We start from the raw sequence: 18324 nt of genomic DNA, 5'->3' as shown, positions 1-18324 counted from the left end.
GGTGCCCCCGCGGATCGGAGTGCGTCGCCCGGAGCAGACCACCCGACACTACCCAGCGGTTTCGGCCTCGGCCAACCGCAGCAACGGGATACCACCCCCAGCACCGGTTCGCTCACCGTACGCTGTCACCCGTTCGGTCACCCGGTGGTTGTGGCGGTGGCCTTTCACCTGGTACATCGCTCGATCGGCGACCCGCAGCGCGGCACCGGAGTCGTGGACCGTGGCATCGATCACGGCTGCCCCGACGCTGACCCGGACCCGCAGGACGCGCCCGTCGTGCACGATCGGCGCCGCGACCGCGTGCTCGATCCGGTCGATCAGCGGCGCGACCGAGGCCACACCCAACGTCACCGACGACGCCGCGACAAGCAGGACGAACTCATCGCCGCCCAGCCGGGCCACCGTGTCGCCCGGACGGACCAGGCCGCACAGCCGTTTGGCCACTTCGATGAGCACGACGTCCCCGGCGTCGTGGCCGAGCGTGTCGTTGACCATCTTGAAGTCGTCGAGGTCACAGAAGAGCAGCACGCTGTCGCCCTGGGCGGCCTGGGCGCGGCGGATCGCGGCGGCCAGCGGTGCGGCCAGCGCGTCGCGGTTGGCCAGGCCGGTGAGCGGGTCCCGGGAGGCCCGGCGGACCAGGTCGGCCTCGGTGGCCTTACGCCCGGTGATGTCCTGGACCTGGAGGATGCCGAACGGCGGCGGCCCGGCCACCAGCGACAGGGTGGCCGCGACCCAGATTTCCGCCCCGTCGCCGCGCACGCAGCGGATCTCGTAGTCGCGCACCGGGGTGCCCTTGCCGGTCGTCGCGGCCGCGAACGCGAACCGGGCCCGGTCGAGGTCGTCGGGGTGCAGCAGGTCGGCGATCTGCAGCCGCAGCAGGTCGGACTCGGACCGGCCGAGCAGCTCACAGAGGGCGGGGTTGACGCGGGTCATCCGGGTCAGGCCGGAGCCGTCGAGGCTGAGCGTGCACATGCCGGTGCCGGCCCCGGTGAAGGCCAGCCGGAACGCCTCTTCGCTGGCCGCGAGGTGCCGGCGCTCCCGCCGCAGCTCCTCGACCAGGTTGGCGTTGTCGATCGCGATGCCGGCCTGGGCGGCGAGCATCTCCAGCAGCTCGCGCTGCAGCGGCCCGGGCCGGCGCCCGTCGTCGGGCAGGTCGACCGCGAGGATGCCAACGAGCTCGCCGCCGGGCGCGCGCAGCGGGGCGAAGAGGGAGTCCAGCGGGTCCCACCGCTCCTCGGGGGCGACCCCGTCGTCGGCCGGGACCTCGTCCGGCACCCAGGTGGGGAGGTGGAAGCTGTGCCGCTCGGCCGGGAGATACCACAGCTGCCCCCACGCCTCCGACCGCCCGACGTAGGCGTCGAACTCGGCGGCCGGGTATCGGGTGCCGAGCAGCGCGGCGGCGACCTCCTCCGGCCCGGCGGCGGTGACCACCTCGTAGCACCCTTCGTCGCGGTGCAGGTAGTTGACCACCGCGGCGCCGAACCCGGTCCCGTCGACCACGGCGTCCACGATCAGCTGGAGCGTCTCGGCAACGGTGCTGCCGGTGTTGATGCGGCCGGTGATGCGATACACGGAGCGGATCGCGGCCATCGCCGCGTCCCGTTCATGCTTCCGCGCCATCTGACCTTGCACCCATACATCGACGCATCAAACCGGATGAGAAGTAAACCCTATACCGATCACGAGATCGCCGATGGCAAGATCAACGCATTCGCGGCCTTGCGGGCCTGGCTGGTCATGGCCGCGAACATGAGGTTGCGGCCCGGCATGTACGGCAGCAACCGGATGCTCAGGCTCATCATCCGGGCGGCGAGTTCACTTTTGGGCGCGAAGCCGCGGGCGGCACCGAGCGCGGCCCGCTGATTGACCTCCACAAATTCGTGCAATTCCCGGTCGTACTCCCTCAAGTCGTCCCCGGCCACGATGTGCCGAGCGAGCAGGTACGCACCGACCAGGGCCATCCCCGTTCCCTGCCCGGTCAGCGACGACGGCGCGTAGCCGGCGTCACCCACCAGCGCGACCCGCCCCGCGGTCCAGCCCGGCAGGCGGACCTGCGCGTTCGGGGCGACGTACAGATCGGGGGCGGCCCGCAACCGCTCCAGCAGCCGCGGCCCGGCCCACCCGGCCCCGGCGAACGCGGCCTCGACCGACCGCACCCGCTCGGCGCGGTCGCGGGGCGGCATGCCCCCGCCATACAGGAGCGTCACCTTCACATCGCGAGACCCGCCGCCGGCCGACTGCGCCGGTACCGACGAGGCCTGTGTCGCCTGACAGTCGCGGTCCGTCTTCACGCTGATCACCCGGCCCGGCATCGTGTGGATCAGCTGCCACCGCTCCACGCCGAACTCGTTCGGGGCCGTGAACACGGCGGTGTTGCTGCCCAGATGATGGAGGTGCTCGCCGGGGAACGCCAGCGCGCGGACGCGGGAGTGGATGCCGTCGCAGCCGGCGACGTAGTCGAACTCGCGCACCCCGCCGCGCTCCAGCCGCACCACGACCCGCTCGCCGCGCTGGTCCAGCGCCGCCACAGTGTCCCCGAAGATCCACTCAACGCCCGGTGGCACGGCCTCATGCAGTACCCCCGAAAAATCGCCCTTCATGATCTCGATATCCGAGGGGTCCAGGACGCCGAAGCCGCGCGGAAGCGTGGCGATGCGTTTGCCGTCCGCGTCCACGAAGCTCGTGCCCTCCGTGTCGGTCTGCCACCGCCGCGCTTCCGCCGCGACGCCCATCCGCTCGGCCACCTCCAGCGCGACCCCGCGGACGTCGACCGCGTAGCCGCCGGGGCGGATCGCCGGGGCCCGCTCGACGACCGTGACTGCACACCCGGCCCGGGCCAGCTCGGCGGCGAGGGCGTTGCCGGCGATGCTGGCGCCGGAGATCAGAACTTTGGTCATGCGTACACCGTACGAACACCGCGTCCGGGCGCTCAACGTCGCGCGATCGGGGATAGGGTGTGCACTAGTGCAGCACGGTACCGAGCCCCCGTATCAGCGCATCGTCGCCCGGCTCCGGGTCGCCATCGCCGCCGGCCAACTGCGCCCCGGCGACCGCGTCCCGTCGACCCGCGAGCTCATGCGCTCCTACAACGTGGCCATGGCCACCGCGACCAAGGCCCTCAACACGCTGCGGCAGGAGGGCCTGGTCGAGCCGCAGCCCGGGATCGGCACCGTCGTCGCCCGGCGCCCGCGCACCCGCGTCACCGCCACGCCCGACGGGCCGGCGCCGCTGGACCGGGTGGTATCGACCGGCATCCGGCTGGCCGACACCGAAGGCCTGGCCGCGCTGTCGATGCGCCGGCTGGCGGCCGCGCTCGGGATGCCGACGATGACGCTCTATCGGCACGTCGCCGGCAAGGAGGAGCTGCTCATCCTCATGACCGACGCCGTCTTCGGCGAGTCCCCGCTGCCCACCGCCGACGCGCGGGCGCGGGACTGGCGGGCCGCCGTGGCCACCTCGGCGCGGCTGCAGTGGGGGGTGTACCGCCGCCATCCGTGGGCGGCCGAGGTCATGTCGTTCACCCGGCCGCCGATGGCCGAGCGGGCGATGGCGCACACGGAGTGGAACCTGGCCGCCCTGGAGCGGGCCGGCCTGCCCCTGCCGGTCGCCATGCACGCCACGATCATGCTGGCCAACCACGTCCGCGGCACCGCCGTCAACCTCGAGTGGGAGGCCGCCGCCGAGCAGGACACCGGGGTGGACAACGTCGAGTGGTTCACCGCGCAGGAGGCCCGCTTCGCCCGGATCACCGCCGGCGGCCAGTTCCCGACGATGGAGAAGCTGGCCGCGCTCGGCGGCGACTCCGTCGACTACGAGCTGGACACGATTTTCGAGTTCGGTCTCACCCGCTTGCTCGACGGTCTGGCCGCGCTCATTGGTTAGGTTGGGGGCATGAAGCTGAACTCCGGCCACGAGATGCCGATCGTCGGCTACGGCACCTGGCCGCTCAAGGGCGCCCCGGCCACCGACGCCGTGCTGGCCGCGATCGAGTCCGGGTATCGCCTGCTCGACACCGCCTCCGCCTACGGCAACGAGGACGCCGTCGGCGCGGCCGTGCGCCAGTCCGGCCGGCCGCGGGACGAGCTGTTCGTGACGACCAAGCTGCGCGGGAGCGACCAGGGCCGCGGCTCGACGCGCGCCGGGCTCGAGGGTTCGCTGGAGCGCCTCGGTCTGGACTACGTCGACCTGTACCTCATCCACTGGCCGCTGCCCAACGTCGGCAAGTACGTCGAGTCGTACGAGGAGATGGCCGAGCTGCGGCAGGCGGGCCTGATCCGCTCGCTCGGCGTGTCCAACTTCCTGCCCGAGCACCTCGCCGCCGTCACCGCCGCCACGGGCATCGCCCCGGCCGTCAACCAGCTGCAGGTGTCGCCGTCGCACGCCCGTCAAGAGCTGGTTTCGGCGGTACGGTCACAAGGCACCGTCGTGCAGGCGTGGAGCCCGCTCGAGCGCAACAGCGGCGTCCTCGAGCACCCGGCGGTCACCGCCCCCGCGGCCCGCCTCGGGGTGACGCCGGCCCAGATCGTCCTGCGCTGGCTGGTGCGGCAGGACATCGCGGTGGTACCGCACTCCGCCAATCGGGACCGCCAGCGCACGAACGCGGACCTGTTCAGCTTCGAGCTCACCGCGGACGAGACCGCCGCCATCGACGGCATCAAGCAGCTCCCGGTCAAGCAGGACCCGGCGACCTGGGAAGAATTTTAGGATCTCGTTCCGTACCATGATTCGATCGTGGCCAATGTTTCCTTCGCCGTTTTCGGCACGATCGTCACCATCCTGCTGCTCCTGCTGATCGTGGTCGGCGCGCGACGCCTGCTCGGCCTGCGGATCGGCCTCCTGCGCACCGTCGCGGGCTGCGCCGTCGCCCTGCTCACCACCGGTGTCGTGACCCGCAGCACCGGCGGCGTGGAGGCCAACCCGGCCCTGCTCACGGTCGTCATCGGCGCCGCCCTGCTGGTCACCATGGCCTTCCTGATGCTGGCCGAGCTGCTGGTACCGCACGGCAGCTCGCCCATCACCTGGCTGCGGGCCCTGCGCCGCTGGCTGGCCCGCACCCGCCGCTACAGCCAGATCGCCGGTATCGGCGTGCGCCACGGCCTCGGCCCGTACCTGCGCGGCCGCGGCCGCCGGCGCCCCGGCTCGACCGCGATCCGGGCCCGCCACCTGCGCCTGGCCCTGGAGGAGTCCGGGGTCACCTTCATCAAGCTCGGCCAGGTCCTGTCGACGCGGCGCGACCTGCTCCCGCCGGAGTTCATCGCCGAACTGAGCCAGCTGCAGCACGAGGTCCCGCCCGCGCCGTGGCCCGCCATCCGCGCGGTCCTCATCGACGAGCTCGGCACCGAGCCCGACACGATCTTCGCCAGCTTCGACGAAGAGCCGATCGCGGCCGCGTCCATAGCGCAGGTCCACCGGGCCACCCTGCGCTCGGGCGCGGAGGTCGTCGTGAAGGTGCAGCGCCCCGGCCTCCGCCCGCTCGTCGAGCGCGACCTGGACATCCTGGCCACCCTCGCCCGCGGCCTGCACGAGCGGATGGCCTGGGCCCGCGCGATCGGCATCAACGACCTGGCCCAGGGCTTCGCCGACGCGCTGACCGAGGAGCTCGACTTCCGCGTCGAGGCCGCCAACACCACCGCCGTGCGAACCTTGGCGATGGCCCGCAAGAGCCCCGTCGTCATCCCCGAAATCCACACCGACCTGTCCACCCCGCGCGTGCTGGTGATGGAGAAGCTTCCGGGGGTACCGCTGGGAACTCGCTCTTCGCAACATGAAGCCGGAGCCGGCCAGCTCCTGTCGCTCATGCTCGAACAGATCATGATCGACGGCATCTTCCACTGCGACCCCCACCCCGGCAACGTGTTCGTCCTCGACGACGGCCGCCTGGCCCTGCTCGACTTCGGCGTGGTCGGCCGGATCGACGCCAACATCCAGGCCGCCCTGCAGGACCTTCTGGTAGCGATCGACCGCCGGGACCGGGCCGGCCTGAGCGACGCGCTGCTGGAGGCGGTGGCCCGCCCCGAAGGCCTGGACGAGCAGGCCCTCGAACGGGCGCTGGGCCAGTTCATGGCCAGTCATCTGGCGGCGGGGGTACCGCCACGCCTGGACATGTTCATCGACTTGTTCCGCATCCTGGGCGCCCACGGCCTGCGCGTCCCACCGGGGGTAGCCGCCGTCTTCAGGGCGGTAGCCACGCTGGAGGGCACCCTGAAAGCGCTCGCCCCCGACTTCGAAATCATCGAAGCCGCGCGAACCTTCGCCACCGGCCGCATCACGAGCCGCTTCAGCCCACCCTCACTGCGCCAGGCCGCCGAGGACGAAGCCCTGAAACTCCTCCCCCTGCTCCGCCGCCTCCCCCGCCGCGTCGACCGCATCACCAACGCCCTGGAACAGGGCCGCCTGACCTTCGCCACCCGCCTCTTCGCCGACGAACGCGACCGCACCTACATCACCGGCCTGGTCCGCCAACTGACCCTGGCCTTCCTGGGCGCCGTAACCGGCGTGATGGCCGTCCTCCTGCTGGGCACGACGGGCGGCCCCGGGCTCTCAGCCAGCCTGACCCTGTACCAACTCTTCGGCTACAACCTCCTCCTACTCAGCGCCGTCCTCATGCTCCGCGCGCTGGTAACCGCCCTCCGCCGCTAAGGTTGTCCCGGGAAACTCGAAACGGAGGCTGTGCATGCCGACGCCGGATCGGCCACGAATCGAATACCGCACACCTTTGGACCTGCTGGCTGATGTGCAGCAGGGCCGACTCCGAATTCCACCATTTCAGCGCGGATTCAAGTGGGGTCCGTCGGACGTGATCGCACTATTCGACAGCATTCTTCGCGGCTTCCCGATCGGCAATCTCGTACTCTGGCGTCGCCCCGCACCGGCGGGGTCCGTTCGCGTCGGGCCGCTGGAAGTCGATGCGCCCGACCTCGACACGGCCTATTGGGTCGTCGATGGTCAACAGCGTGTCACCAGCCTCGTCGGCGCGCTCGCGGCGGCCGAAGACACCACCGATTCCCGTTTCCGCATCTACTTCGATCTGGACGACGCCCGCTTCCACGCCCTCGGCACCCGGCAGCTACCGTCGGCGCACTGGATTCCGGTGAGCAGACTGTCAGCCACCGCCCCGATGCTGTCTTGGATACGCGACAACGCGGACTGGATGACCGCCGCGCACATCGAACTGGCCGATAGCGCGGCCCAGGCCATTCGCGACTACCCCATTTCGGTCTACGTCGTGAACTCGGACGACGAGGACGCTCTTCGGGAGATGTTCGACCGCCTCAATGGTGCTGGGAAGTCACTGACCAAGGCCGAGGTCTTCCACGCGCTCCACTCCGGGTTGGCCGGCGACAGCCCGTTCGACCTGAAGGCGGTCGGCGCGGTTTCGGCACAGCTCAGCTTCGGTGCACTCCCCGCGCGGCTCGCATTGCAGTGCGTCCTCGCGTATCGCCACGGCGACATCTTTCGGGAAGACCTCCTGGACGAGTTCTCGTCGGCCGAGGATCGGGCGGATACGTTCCGCGAGGTCGCGGCCTGCCTCCGAGCTGTCGTCGAGTTCCTCCAAGGTGAGGCCGGAATTCCGCATCGTCGGCTTCTGCCCTACAGTCATGTCATCCCGGTGCTGGTGCGGTTCGTCAAGGAACACGGTGAACCGGGCGGACGTCAGGCGTCCCTCCTTCGCCGCTGGGTCTGGCGAGATGCCATCGACCGCCTGATGGCCGGCGGCGTCAGCGTGGCGATCGTTCGGCGGGCGATCACGGCAGCGGGCAGTGCCGATCCCTACGAGGCCGCGCGCGCACTGCTGGCCGAAGTTACCGACCGCCGCGGATTTGAACCGGATCTGTGGAAAGTCGGCCTCAATCACGCCGCGACGAAGATCAACCTACTGGGGCTACTCTCGACCGGCCCGCAAGACTTCACCACCGGCCAGCCGCTCGACCTGCCGGCCGTCCTGGAGAGCGGTGGCGCCGTGCGTACGATCGTCGACGCCCCGGCAACGGAGCTGGCCGGCACCTTCGCCAACCGCATCGTCGTGCCGAAATCCTTGACCGGGTCGATACGCAGCCTGCTGCTCAATGCCTCGAATCAGATCGCGTCGAGCTACGTAGTCGATCAGGACGCACTCGCGTCGCTGGCCCGCGGCGACGCAGACAGTTTCTTGGAACTTCGCGCCGACCAGCTGGCGTTGACAATCGGCAGACACGTCAACGCGATGGCTGAGTGGGGTGCGCGAGATGGGCGATCGCTCGCAGACATCGTCAGATCGGTGGCGTAATGGGTGACATGGACGCCGAGGTTCGGCTCCACGATCGACCGGTCGGCCGGCTCGTCTATGACAAGGGCGGATCGGCCTTCTGGTACGACGACGACCTGTTTGCCGCTGAGCATCGCACCCTTGGGCAGGTCTTCGAAGAGAGCCCGCGAGCCGAACGCAGGGCGCGGATTGGGCTACCACCCTGGTTCGCCAATCTCCTGCCCGAGGGCGAACTCCGGCGGCAGGTCGTGCGCGAGATGGGTGGCGGCCGGGTCGGCGACTTCAGGCTGCTCGTACGGCTCGGCGCGGTGCTGCCAGGTGCGGTGTCGGTGCACGGATCAGAGCCGGACGACACCGACGATCCGACCGGGCTACAGAGCACGGCCGCGTGGGATGAGCGATCGCTTCGGCACTCGCTCGCCGGCATGCAATTGAAGTATTCGATCCACAGCAGTCGGCTCAGCGTGCCAGTCCGAGGGCCCTCCGGCTGGTGGATCGCCAAGCTCCCGGATCCGAATCTCGAGCATCTGGTCCAGAACGAATACTTGACGATGCGCTGGCTGAGCGATGCAGGTATGGATGTGCCAGACGTGGCACTACTGCCGGCCCACGCGGTTCCGAGCATCCCGGAGGGTTTCATCGCTCCTGACGACCCGCTGTTCCTGGTGCGACGATTCGACCGGGCAGCGGAAGGCCGTGTGCACGTCGAGGACTTCGCTCAGGTCTTCGACGCGGAGCCGCGGGAGAAGTACGGAGAATTCGGCGCGACCTGCGACAACGTGGGCGCGGCCATACACGGACTCCTGGGGGACGAGGGGTACTTCGATTACGTACGGCGGCTGGTGGCGGTTGTGGTCACCGGCAACACCGATGCGCATCTGAAGAACTGGGGGCTGCGTTACCTCGACGGGCGCACACCCGCGCTTTCGCCGGTTTACGACTTCCACGCTCTGAACGTGTACCGCCGGTTCAGGTATGCGCCGCTGGCGCTCAGCCTCGGTGGTGAGCAGATGCCGCAGCTGGTCACGCTGGACAATTTTCGGCGGCTCGGGGACGCGGCGGAGGTCGGGCCGGAGGTTGTCGTGGATCTCGTCCGGGAGACCGTCGAACGGCTGCGGGCGGCGTGGACCGGCGAGCTTGCGAAAGAGGCGCGGCACCGCTTTCCGGCGCTCGCCGATCACTACGAGGGTAGGCTCACCGCCCTGCCGATCGCGCGTTGAGCTTTTGGGCACGGACTGCGTTGTCCGTGCCCGGGGCGCGGCGGCGGGTCAGTCGTGCAGGAGCTGGTCGAGGGGGACGTCGGGGTCGGCGAGCTTGGTCAGGTCGACGGTTTTGCCGTCGTAGCCGGCTCGGATCAGGGCCTGAATCGGGTCGGTCACGTCCCAGACGTTGGCGTTCATGCCGGCCAGGACGCGGCCGTCCTTGACCCAGAAGGCGATGAACTCCGGGGCCTTGCCGTCCTTCACGGTCGGGTCGCCGCGGAACACCACGCGGTCGTAGTCGGTGGCGTAGCCGCTGTACTCCATGCCCAGGTCGTACTGGTCGGAGAAGAAGTACGGGACGCGGTCGTACGTGACTTCCGCGCCGAGCAGGGCGCGGGCCGCGGCCTTGCCGCCGTTGAGCGCGTTGGCCCAGTGTTCGACGCGGATGCGGGAGCCGAGCAGCGGGTGGTCGAGGTTGACGACGTCGCCGGCGGCGTAGATGTCGGGGGCGGAGGTGCGCAGGGACGCGTCGACCAGGATGCCGTTGTCGACCGAGAGGCCGCCGTCGACGGCCAGTTCGGTGTTGGGCTGGATGCCGACGCCGACGACCACGAGGTCGGCGGGGATCTCGGGGCCGTTGTTGATGACGACGGCTTCCAGGGCGGTCGTGCCGCGGAACGACGCCACCGACGTGCCGAAGCGGAACTCGACCCCGTGGGCGCGGTGCAGGTCGGCGTACACCGACGCTACCTCGTCGCCGAGGACGCGCTGGAGCGGGAGGGCGGCCAGCTCGACCACTGTCACGTTGGCGCCGTGGTGGCGGGCGGCGGCCGCGGTTTCCAGGCCGATCCAGCCGGCGCCGACGATGACGACGTTGGCGGCCGTCTTCAGGTGCGAGAGCAGCGCGTCGGACTCGTCAAGGGTGCGCAGGTAGCGGACGCCGGGCAGGGATGCGCCGGGGACGTCGAGGGTGCGGACGCGGGAGCCGGTGGCCAGCAGGAGCTTGTCGTAGTGCAGCTCCTCGACGCCGTCCAGCGTCACGAACTTGTTCGCGACGTCCAGGTGGGTGGCGCGGGTGGCCAGGCGGAGGTCCACGTCGTTGGCGGTGTACCAGCCGGGCTCGTGGACGAAGGCCTTCTCGCGGGCGCCTTCCTTGCCGTGGAGGTGGTCCTTGGAGAGCGGCGGGCGCTCGTAGGGGCGCTCGGTCTCCTCGCCGATCAGGACGATCTTGCCGGTGAAGCCCTCGGCGCGCAGCGTCTCCGCCGCCTTCGCGCCGGTGAGGCTGGCCCCGACGATCACAAACGTGCGCTCATCAGCCATGGGTCCAGCCTGTCACGTGGCGGCGAGCCGGTCATGCCACGCCACGGCGGATTGGTCGGTCAGGCTCGCCACCTGGTCGATCACCACGCGGAGGCGCGCGGCGTCGTCGGGCGCGGCCCGCCACATCGGCGCGAAGACGGGGTCCAGGGCGTCGGGCCCGCGCTCGGACAGAAAAGCCACGAGCGACTGCAGCAGGTGTACTTCATCGGAGTACCGCTGCGAAGATCCCGGTCTTCTCATGACATAGCGCAACGCTATGCCCTTCAGCAACGCGCAGTGGGCCCGGACCAGGGGTGATACCAGGAGGTCGGCGGCGTATCGGCTGAGCGGGTCGGGGCCGTAGCGCTCCCGGGTGGCGGCGACCGCGGCCGCGGCGAACCGGCCGGTGAGCACGCTGGTCATGCGTTTGAGGGCGATCTGGGCGGGGTGGCTGCCGTCGTACTCGTCCAAGGGCTCGAACACCGGATCGGCCAGCAGCTCGAGGAGGATCGCCTCCAGGTCGGCCGCGGACTCGTGGGAGTACACCGAAGCGACGTCCTTGCACAAGGCGCCACGCTCACCCGCGTCGATGCGCAGGGGCGCCAGGTGGACGTAGCCGCCGTGGATCCCGTCCTCCAGGTCGTGCACGGAGTAGGCGACGTCGTCGGCCCAGTCCATCACCTGCGCTTCCAGGCAACGGGCGCCCGGATCGGCACCGGCCCGTAGCCATGTGAACACGTCGGCGTCGTCGGAGTACACCCCAAATTTGCGTTTGTCCTCGAGGCGCAGCCACGGGTATTTGGCGACGGCGTCCAGCGCCGCCCGGGTCAGGTTGAGGCCGGCCCCCGGGACCTTCGCCTCGAGCCTGGTCAGGACCCGCAGCGTCTGCGCGTTGCCCTCGAAGCCGCCGCAGGCCTGGGAGACCGCGTCGAGCGCGTCCTCGCCGTTGTGCCCGAACGGCGGGTGGCCGAGGTCGTGCGCGAGGCCGGCGGTGTCGACGACGTCGGGGTCGCAGCCGAGCCGGGCCCCCATCTCGCGGCCGATCTGGGCCACCTCGAGCGAGTGGGTGAGCCGGGTGCGCAGGAACGCGTCCGTGCCGGCCGTATGGACCTGGGTCTTCGCGGCCAGCCGGCGGAAGCCCGCGGAGTGCAGGACCCGGGCCCGGTCACGCTGGAACGGCGTCCGGCCGTTGTCGGCGGACGTGGTGATGGTGTCCTTGACCGACTCGGGCACGAAACGGGCCACGTCTTCCGGCGACGGTGTCACGGTTCGAGCTTAGAAGAGTCCTCATCCCTGGGCGCCGGGATCGGTACCGGCGGCTCGGCCGGCGGCTCCCGCGGCGGCGGCTCGTTGAGCGTCTCGACCACCGGGGTCATCAGCACCTTGATGGCGGCCGCGATCGGGATGGACATCAGCGCGCCGACCAGGCCCAGGATCGCGGCCCCGGTCAGGGCCGCGAGCAGGATGGCGACGGAGGACAGGTCGACGGTGTTGCGCAGCACCCGCGGGGCGACGATGTAGTTCTCGATCTGCTGGTAGATCAGGAAGAAGACGATCAGCACGACGGTGGACGTGACGTCGCCGGTGACCAGGGCGACGATGCAGCAGCCGACCGCGCCGACGCCGGCGCCGATCATGGGGATCAGGTCGGTGAGCGCGACCCACACGGCCAGCGGCAGCGCGTAGGGCACGCCCAGCGCGATCAGGCAGATGAACACCGAGACGCCGGCGACCAGGGAGATGATCAGGTTGCCGATCATGTAGCCGCCGACCTTGTCGACCACGACGTTGATCGCCTGCGCGGCCCGGGGCCGGTTGGCCCGCGGCACCAGGCGCACCAGGCCGCGGCGCAGGCGGGGCAGGTCGGCCATGAAGTACAGCGTCAGGACCGTCACCAGCAGGACGTTGACCAGCGCGCTGAAGATCCCGGTGACCACGCCGAGCGCGCCCCCGCCGATCTTCCCGGGCAGCGACGCGGCGAACTCGGTGAGCTTCTGCGTCAGGCCGTAGCGGTCGGCGATCTCGCGGTAGGTCCGCGACTTGTCCTGCAGCACCTCCTGGTAGTGCGGGACGTTGTCGAGCAGCTGCCCGGCCTGGCCGACCAGCTGCGGCACCAGCGACCAGACGAACCCGACCAGGATGGCCAGGACCAGCACGGCGATGATGGCCACGGCGATCGAGCGGCGCACGCCGTGGCGGATCAGCAGCCGGACGGCGGGGTCGAGGCTCACCGCCACGAACAGCGCGATGATCACCTGGACCAGCACCTGCCGCACGGAGTAGAGCGCGAACGCCCCCACCGCCACCGTGAGCAGGCCCAGCCCGGCCGCGATGGCCAGCCGGTAGGTTTTTGCGAAGCTCATCGCTTTGGCCGGATGATGCAAAATTCGTTGCCCTCGGGGTCGGCCAGCATCACCCAGGGGGCATTCTCGGGCACGGCGACGTCCACGTGCCGGGCTCCCATGTTCACCAGCCGCTCCAGTTCAGCGTCGAGGTCGTCGGGGCGCAGGTCGAGGTGCAGCCGGTTGCGGGGCAGCTCCTCGCCACCGTGCAGCGTGAAGACGATACGGGGATGGCCGTCGATGTCCGGCCCGATCACGACCTCGCGCGGGGAGACGGTCTCCACGCGGTGGTCGAGCACCTCGGCCCACCAGCGGCCCAGGCGCTCCGGGTCGACCGCGTCGACGATCAGGGCGTACCAGCGACTCCCCATGAACACACCTCCGCCGTGAACGATGGGGACCCACCATACGCCGCACCGACCACCGTCGCAGTAGTCCTGCGAGCCGGGCGGGTTGGGCAGCTTAGTACCTTTCCGACCGCCCCGTCGGCCAAACATGCAAATTGCAAAACACACAAACTCTTCGGTCAGACCTTCTTGCCCGAACGCACGGAGTAACTGATCAATGAGCACGGGGTAACTTGCCGTGAACGCGTGGTGATGACGCGCGCCGTCCGGGGTGCGTTGCCATCGACCGAACCGACCGTGAGACCCAGGAGCACCTGTTGCCTGCTATCGATGACTGCCTGCACCGCGCGATGTCCATCAAGGGCGCTCTCGGAGCCAGCCTCATCGACTACACCACCGGCCAGACCCTCGGGCTGGAGGGCGGGCAGGAGCACATCGCCCCGCACGCCGACCCGACCGCGGCCGCCCTGGGCACGGCGAGCGTCATCCACGCGGCCATGCAGACCGCGGCCTATGCCCCGGCGGTGCCCGGAGACACGGTGGAGGACGTCATCATCAGCACCTCGGCCGCGTACCACCTGATCCGGCCGGTACGCACCAGCTTCGACTCCCGTCTGGTCCTCTACGTCTGGCTCGACCGGAACGAGGGCAACCTGGCCATGGCCCGCCGCCGGGTCCGCTCGCTGGCCGACGATCTCGCGTGACCGCGGTGATAGCCAAAGCTTCCGTGCCGAAACCTCGCTTCGCGCGGGGCACCACGCCGGCCAAGGCCCTTACCCAGCTGGCCAAGGAAGGCGCCACCGGTGCGCTGACCGTGCACGGCGAGCCCGGCGGGGTCCTGTTCCTGCGCGACGGCCTCGTCAACGGCTGCGAGTCACCGGCCGCGCCCAGCGTCGACCGGCTGCTCACCGCGTGCGAGAAGGTCGACGAGCGGGTCTGGGAGACCATCCCGTCCCGCCCGGCCCGCGCCCTGGTCGAGGGCGGCCACGTCACCGCGGCCGAGATCGAGCTCTGCGCGGTGCAGGCGCTGTACGACGCCGCGTTCTTCGTGCTCAGCACCGCCCGGGCCGAGCTGCGCTTCGATGAAGGCATCGAACACTGGCTCGGTGCGGACGGCACAGTGACAGCGGACCAGGTGTGCGACCACGTCGCCCGGCAGCGGCGCATGCTCGACGAGGTGCACCCCTCAGAAGCAACCGACCTCGCACCGGTCGTGCCGGTCCTGCGGCCGGGCCTCGACCGGGTGCTGCTGTCCGGCCTGCAGTGGGAGATCGTCCTGCACGCGGACGGACAGCGCACACCGCAGGAGCTGGCGGGCCTGCTGGGCCGCTCGGCCTACGCGGTGACGCTGGACGTGCGGCGGCTGGCCGCGGCCGGACTGGTCACGCCGCCCGCTCCGGCCTCTTCAGAAGAAGAGCCCATTTCGGTGGTACTGCCAGAGCCCGCACCGACCCCACAGGAAGAACCCCCGGCCGAGCCGCTGCCGCACCGGGTCCCCGGCACCTTCACGTTCGAGGAGCCGGCCGCACCCCGCGGCCGTCGCGAACTCCCGGCCGGGGTCAGCGCCCTGGCCGTACTGCCCGGGGCGATCGACAAGTCACCGGACGACTCGCTACTGAAACGGATCCGCGCGGCACTGCAAGCGCTGCGATGAACCGGGCGGCGGTGGCCGGCTCTTGAGGAGCCGCCGCTTTCCTGGTGAGCCCCCGCTTTCCTTGGCGAGTCGCCGCAGAAAGGAGGAATTGTCCCGATGAGGACCGACGCGGAGCTGCGCGGCGAGCTGCTGGCGGAGCTCAGCCGGCTGCGGCAGGCGGTACCGGAGATCACCGGATGCCTGGTCGCCAGCACCGACGGACTGCTCATTGCCGACGACGCGCAGGCGCTCGTGGTCGAGGGCGTAGCCGCGCTCGCGGCGGCCTGCCTCGGCGTCAGCCAGCGGATCGCCGACAGCGCCGGTCACGAGGACTTTCAGGAGGTGCTCATCAGCAGCACTGGAGGGCACGTCGCGATGTACATGGCCGGCCACGGCGCCGTGCTCGTGCTCCTGGCCCGGGCCGACGCGAACGTCGCCCGCCTGCACCACGAGGCCCGGCGCGCCACCGCGGTGGTGTCCCGGGTGATGAACGACGCCGCGTTGAGCTTCGCGCAGGCCGTGCCGGAGCCGGCGGCATGGTGAACCGCAGCGGTGGTGCCCACCGCAGACCCCGACGAAGTACTGAACCTTCCCTTCCTTCCCCCAGTAACAAACTCTCGGAGGTAGCCATGGCGGACATGGAAACTGCACTCAAGGAACTCATGACGATCGACGGCGCCGTGGGTGTCGCCCTGGTCGACTACAACAGCGGCATGGCACTCGGCGTGCTGGGCGGTTCGAAAGACCTGGACCTGACCGTCGCCGCCGCCGGCAACACGGACGTGGTCCGGGCCAAGATGCGCACGATCGAGATGCTCAACCTCAAGGACGGCATCGAAGACATCCTGATCACGCTGGCCGGCCAGTACCACCTGATCCGTCCCGTAACCGGCCGCTCGGGCAAGGGCCTGTTCCTGTACCTGGCCCTGAACCGCCAGCGCGCCAACCTGGCCCTGGCCCGCCACACCCTGTCCCGCGTAGAGGACGACATGGAGGTCTAGCAGTAGCTGTACCTCTATACCCTGCAGCCAACCGCCCCGCCACCGCCCGCCGGTCGGCGGGGCGGCTCTGTGTTTCCCTTCGAGGGGAAGCCAGCTCCACCCACGCCCCCCTCACGATCTCCGCCGCCGGTCCCGGCCGACGGGGTCACCCTTGCAGAAGGCTTGGCTCAGAGGGCCGACAGGGCCTCGAGGACGCGGTCCAGTACCTGCTCCGGCGGTGGGCCGTCACCCAACTCCGCACTCAGCCAACTTGCCGTGACCGGGTCGAAACCCCCCGAGTCGGCCGCGAAGGCGGTGACAGCCAGCCCGGCCGCGCCGGTGGGTAGGGCCGGTCGCGGCCCGGCGGCATGACGGCGCGGCAGGATCTGCCGGCGGCGGATCGACGCTTTCGACAGTTCGGCGAACGATGTCGCAGTCACCGGTGCGGCGTGCTTCAAGGCGACCTCCTGTACTCGGTTCGACCCTTCCACAAGCCGTACGCCCGGCCACCGGCAAGCGGTTCAGCAGTACCGGGGGCCTCAGGGACATGTAAGACGCACCAAAGAAGATCGAAAGGGAAACCGCGCCGTCACTCGCGGGTGCAACCGGTCGCTGGAGGCGACAACGCCGATAGCCGAAGGCCGGACGCGCCAGCACTTGCCAACGGCGGCAGATCCGGAACCTGGATCGTTCGACTCAATGGGCGTTCGGCGTTGGCTTGCGGCGACGTTTGCGCTGCAGGTCGGCGAGCACCTTAGGTTCTGCGTATGGACTTCAGCGATCCCGAGATACCGGCATGGTTCTGGCTGGTCATCGACGCGGCCGGCCACCGGCTTGATGTGCTGGAATCCTGGCTGATGCAGCAGCCGAAAGATGTGGTCGTGGCGTATGGGCAGGCATATGTCGTGGCCGCCGCCGATCTCGTCGAAGGGTATTTCGCCGACGGGGTGCTCGTCGACGCGGAGGTGTGGTCTGAGGACTCGACCGAGGACCTGTGCACCTGGATTGTCGGGCAGGGGCGCGAGCTGTGGGCCCGGGTTGCTTCGGGAGACCTGCCACTGTCCGACGCCGCCCAGATCTATCTCGGCCGGGTGCCGGGCAGCGTGCCGTGGGCCCCGGACGCAAGCGGCGCGAGCATCGTGAAGAGTCCATGGCGGATCGAGGGCACCGTCTACTGGAACCGGTTCGACGAAGAACTGCTCACGGTGCTCAACTCGAACGAGATCCTCTTCGGAGGCCCGCCCGACGTCGAACCGGATTCGCTGCCCTCGTTGCCGTAGCACCACCGGCGCAACAAGGCGGTGCACGGAGGCGGCGATGTGGACCAGGACGAGGGCTCTGGCCGCTCAGCACCGGTGCGGGCACGGACTGCACACCACGAGCGGCAAGAACCGCTCCGTCTCTCCATCGGTCACTGCAACAGCGGGCTACGCATCTGACCTTGGCTGGTGGGGCGCAGCAGCAGCGCCATTCCGTTGTCGCTGCCGCAGTACGGCGCGAACACCCGGGGCGCGGCTCCGCTCTCTGCCGCAGGCCATCGACGATCGCCAGCGACCGAGGATCTGCGGTGTCGCAGCCGTGCCTGCAATCTCTTAGTGGTCGTAAAGGACGAAAAACGCCACGGTCTTGTCCGGGTCCAAGTACAGGTCTCCCCACCGACCGTGCTGGAACTGGGTATTGGCGTAGCTGAGGCTATGCGACCAACTCACGCCGACCGGTACGAACGGGACGAGTGCGGACCACATCTGCGAAGGGGTATCCCACTCATAACCGCCGGGCGAGGGCGTCGCGGATACTGGGACCGATTGCCAATCGGAGTACCCCTGGGCCAAGGCGGTCGCATCCTCAGGGCGAAGCCGTATGACCCCCTGGTAGTGCCAGTCCGTCGGGCCCGGTGCCCGCAAGCACGGGTCGCCGGCGGCACGGAGTTGCCAGTGAACCTCGGCGTAGTCGCCGACACCTGGAAGATCCATCTCCGTCCAATTACGGTCTGAGCGGACCTTGCTTTCGTCCGCCTGCAGCTGGGCCGGGCATGCGCGGCTGGCAACGTCGTCGCGTATCAATGAGACGACGACCACGACCGAGACAGCGACGATGAGAAACGCCCCCACAGCGGCAACGACTAGCAGCGGCCGCCCGCGTTTGATCACGATGCGATCGTAACGGCGAGACCGACTGGCGGGTGAGCCGGGAACCGGATGAACCGGATAGATCGAGCAAGGGCCCGACACACTCATCTCGGCAGTGCAGCACTACTTTGATGACGCAAGCATCGA

Annotated in this window: 18 protein-coding genes; 10 read left to right on the top strand and 8 right to left on the bottom strand. The window is 69.7% G+C overall.

Annotated elements, in window-relative coordinates; translation table 11 throughout:
• Positions 1 to 48 precede the first annotated feature (48 nt).
• Positions 49 to 1620: a diguanylate cyclase domain-containing protein gene (locus ACIA8L_RS27895; RefSeq protein ID WP_395909413.1), complete on the bottom strand. Its 1572-nt coding sequence runs from the start codon at positions 1618 to 1620 to the stop codon at positions 49 to 51.
• 59 nt (positions 1621 to 1679) lie between these two features.
• Positions 1680 to 2897 carry an FAD-dependent monooxygenase gene (locus ACIA8L_RS27890; RefSeq protein WP_395909411.1) on the bottom strand — a complete coding sequence of 406 codons (1218 nt, stop codon included), beginning with the start codon at positions 2895 to 2897 and terminating at the stop codon, positions 1680 to 1682.
• A 67-nt stretch (positions 2898 to 2964) separates the two neighbouring features.
• On the opposite strand from ACIA8L_RS27890, the gene ACIA8L_RS27885 reads away from it, so the two are divergent.
• Genes ACIA8L_RS27885 through ACIA8L_RS27865 form a run of 5 tightly spaced genes read left to right on the top strand, consistent with a single transcriptional unit; the run spans position 2965 to position 9465 of the window.
• Positions 2965 to 3882, top strand: coding sequence for a TetR/AcrR family transcriptional regulator C-terminal domain-containing protein (locus ACIA8L_RS27885; protein ID WP_395909409.1), 918 nt, complete (start codon positions 2965 to 2967; stop codon positions 3880 to 3882).
• Between the two features lie 9 nt (positions 3883 to 3891).
• Positions 3892 to 4704 (top strand): aldo/keto reductase, encoded by an 813-nt coding sequence (locus ACIA8L_RS27880; RefSeq protein WP_395909408.1) that lies wholly within the window; start codon positions 3892 to 3894, stop codon positions 4702 to 4704.
• A gap of 27 nt (positions 4705 to 4731) precedes the next feature.
• The gene (locus ACIA8L_RS27875; RefSeq protein ID WP_395909407.1) at positions 4732 to 6639 is read left to right on the top strand and encodes an ABC1 kinase family protein; all 1908 of its coding nucleotides are present in this window, start codon (positions 4732 to 4734) and stop codon (positions 6637 to 6639) included.
• A gap of 34 nt (positions 6640 to 6673) precedes the next feature.
• The gene (locus ACIA8L_RS27870) at positions 6674 to 8266 is read left to right on the top strand and encodes a DUF262 domain-containing protein (RefSeq protein ID WP_395909405.1); all 1593 of its coding nucleotides are present in this window, start codon (positions 6674 to 6676) and stop codon (positions 8264 to 8266) included.
• Between the two features lie 8 nt (positions 8267 to 8274).
• The gene (locus ACIA8L_RS27865) at positions 8275 to 9465 is read left to right on the top strand and encodes a type II toxin-antitoxin system HipA family toxin (protein ID WP_395909404.1); all 1191 of its coding nucleotides are present in this window, start codon (positions 8275 to 8277) and stop codon (positions 9463 to 9465) included.
• Positions 9466 to 9513: 48 nt separating this feature from the next.
• On the opposite strand, the gene ACIA8L_RS27860 is transcribed toward ACIA8L_RS27865, so the two are convergent.
• The 4 genes from ACIA8L_RS27860 to ACIA8L_RS27845 are packed head-to-tail and all read right to left on the bottom strand — an operon-like array spanning position 9514 to position 13459.
• Entirely contained in the window at positions 9514 to 10767 is a 1254-nt protein-coding gene (locus ACIA8L_RS27860) for an NAD(P)/FAD-dependent oxidoreductase (RefSeq protein ID WP_395909403.1), read from the bottom strand.
• Positions 10768 to 10779: 12 nt separating this feature from the next.
• Positions 10780 to 12012: a deoxyguanosinetriphosphate triphosphohydrolase gene (locus ACIA8L_RS27855; protein WP_395909401.1), complete on the bottom strand. Its 1233-nt coding sequence runs from the start codon at positions 12010 to 12012 to the stop codon at positions 10780 to 10782.
• Positions 12009 to 13109, bottom strand: coding sequence for an AI-2E family transporter (locus ACIA8L_RS27850; protein ID WP_395909399.1), 1101 nt, complete (start codon positions 13107 to 13109; stop codon positions 12009 to 12011). Before ACIA8L_RS27850 ends, ACIA8L_RS27855 begins: the two co-directional genes overlap by 4 nt.
• A complete protein-coding gene (locus ACIA8L_RS27845) occupies positions 13106 to 13459 on the bottom strand; it encodes a VOC family protein (RefSeq protein ID WP_395909397.1) in 354 nt (117 codons plus the stop codon). The genes ACIA8L_RS27850 and ACIA8L_RS27845 overlap by 4 nt, the downstream gene beginning before the upstream one ends.
• A 293-nt stretch (positions 13460 to 13752) precedes the next feature.
• On the opposite strand from ACIA8L_RS27845, the gene ACIA8L_RS27840 reads away from it, so the two are divergent.
• The 4 genes from ACIA8L_RS27840 (at position 13753) to ACIA8L_RS27825 (ending at position 16069) form a co-directional block, all read left to right on the top strand.
• The gene (locus ACIA8L_RS27840; RefSeq protein ID WP_395909396.1) at positions 13753 to 14139 is read left to right on the top strand and encodes a hypothetical protein; all 387 of its coding nucleotides are present in this window, start codon (positions 13753 to 13755) and stop codon (positions 14137 to 14139) included.
• Between the two features lie 23 nt (positions 14140 to 14162).
• A complete protein-coding gene (locus tag ACIA8L_RS27835) occupies positions 14163 to 15089 on the top strand; it encodes an ADAM 12 protein (RefSeq protein ID WP_395909394.1) in 927 nt (308 codons plus the stop codon).
• 96 nt (positions 15090 to 15185) lie between these two features.
• Positions 15186 to 15611 (top strand): roadblock/LC7 domain-containing protein, encoded by a 426-nt coding sequence (locus ACIA8L_RS27830; RefSeq protein WP_395909392.1) that lies wholly within the window; start codon positions 15186 to 15188, stop codon positions 15609 to 15611.
• 86 nt (positions 15612 to 15697) lie between these two features.
• Positions 15698 to 16069, top strand: coding sequence for a hypothetical protein (locus ACIA8L_RS27825; protein ID WP_395909390.1), 372 nt, complete (start codon positions 15698 to 15700; stop codon positions 16067 to 16069).
• A 167-nt stretch (positions 16070 to 16236) separates the two neighbouring features.
• Here ACIA8L_RS27825 and ACIA8L_RS27820 read toward each other — a convergent pair whose 3' ends face one another.
• Positions 16237 to 16488, bottom strand: coding sequence for a hypothetical protein (locus ACIA8L_RS27820; RefSeq protein WP_395909389.1), 252 nt, complete (start codon positions 16486 to 16488; stop codon positions 16237 to 16239).
• 327 nt (positions 16489 to 16815) lie between these two features.
• On the opposite strand from ACIA8L_RS27820, the gene ACIA8L_RS27815 reads away from it, so the two are divergent.
• On the top strand, positions 16816 to 17328 hold the full coding sequence (locus tag ACIA8L_RS27815; RefSeq protein ID WP_395909388.1) for a hypothetical protein: 513 nt from the start codon (positions 16816 to 16818) through the stop codon (positions 17326 to 17328).
• Positions 17329 to 17640: 312 nt separating this feature from the next.
• On the opposite strand, the gene ACIA8L_RS27810 is transcribed toward ACIA8L_RS27815, so the two are convergent.
• Positions 17641 to 18198 carry a hypothetical protein gene (locus ACIA8L_RS27810; RefSeq protein WP_395909387.1) on the bottom strand — a complete coding sequence of 186 codons (558 nt, stop codon included), beginning with the start codon at positions 18196 to 18198 and terminating at the stop codon, positions 17641 to 17643.
• Positions 18199 to 18324: the final 126 nt, after the last annotated feature.

The organism is Dactylosporangium sp. NPDC051541 (assembly GCF_044454505.1).
GTDB lineage: Bacteria > Actinomycetota > Actinomycetes > Mycobacteriales > Micromonosporaceae > Dactylosporangium.
This window is presented reverse-complemented; position numbering and strand designations above follow the sequence as displayed.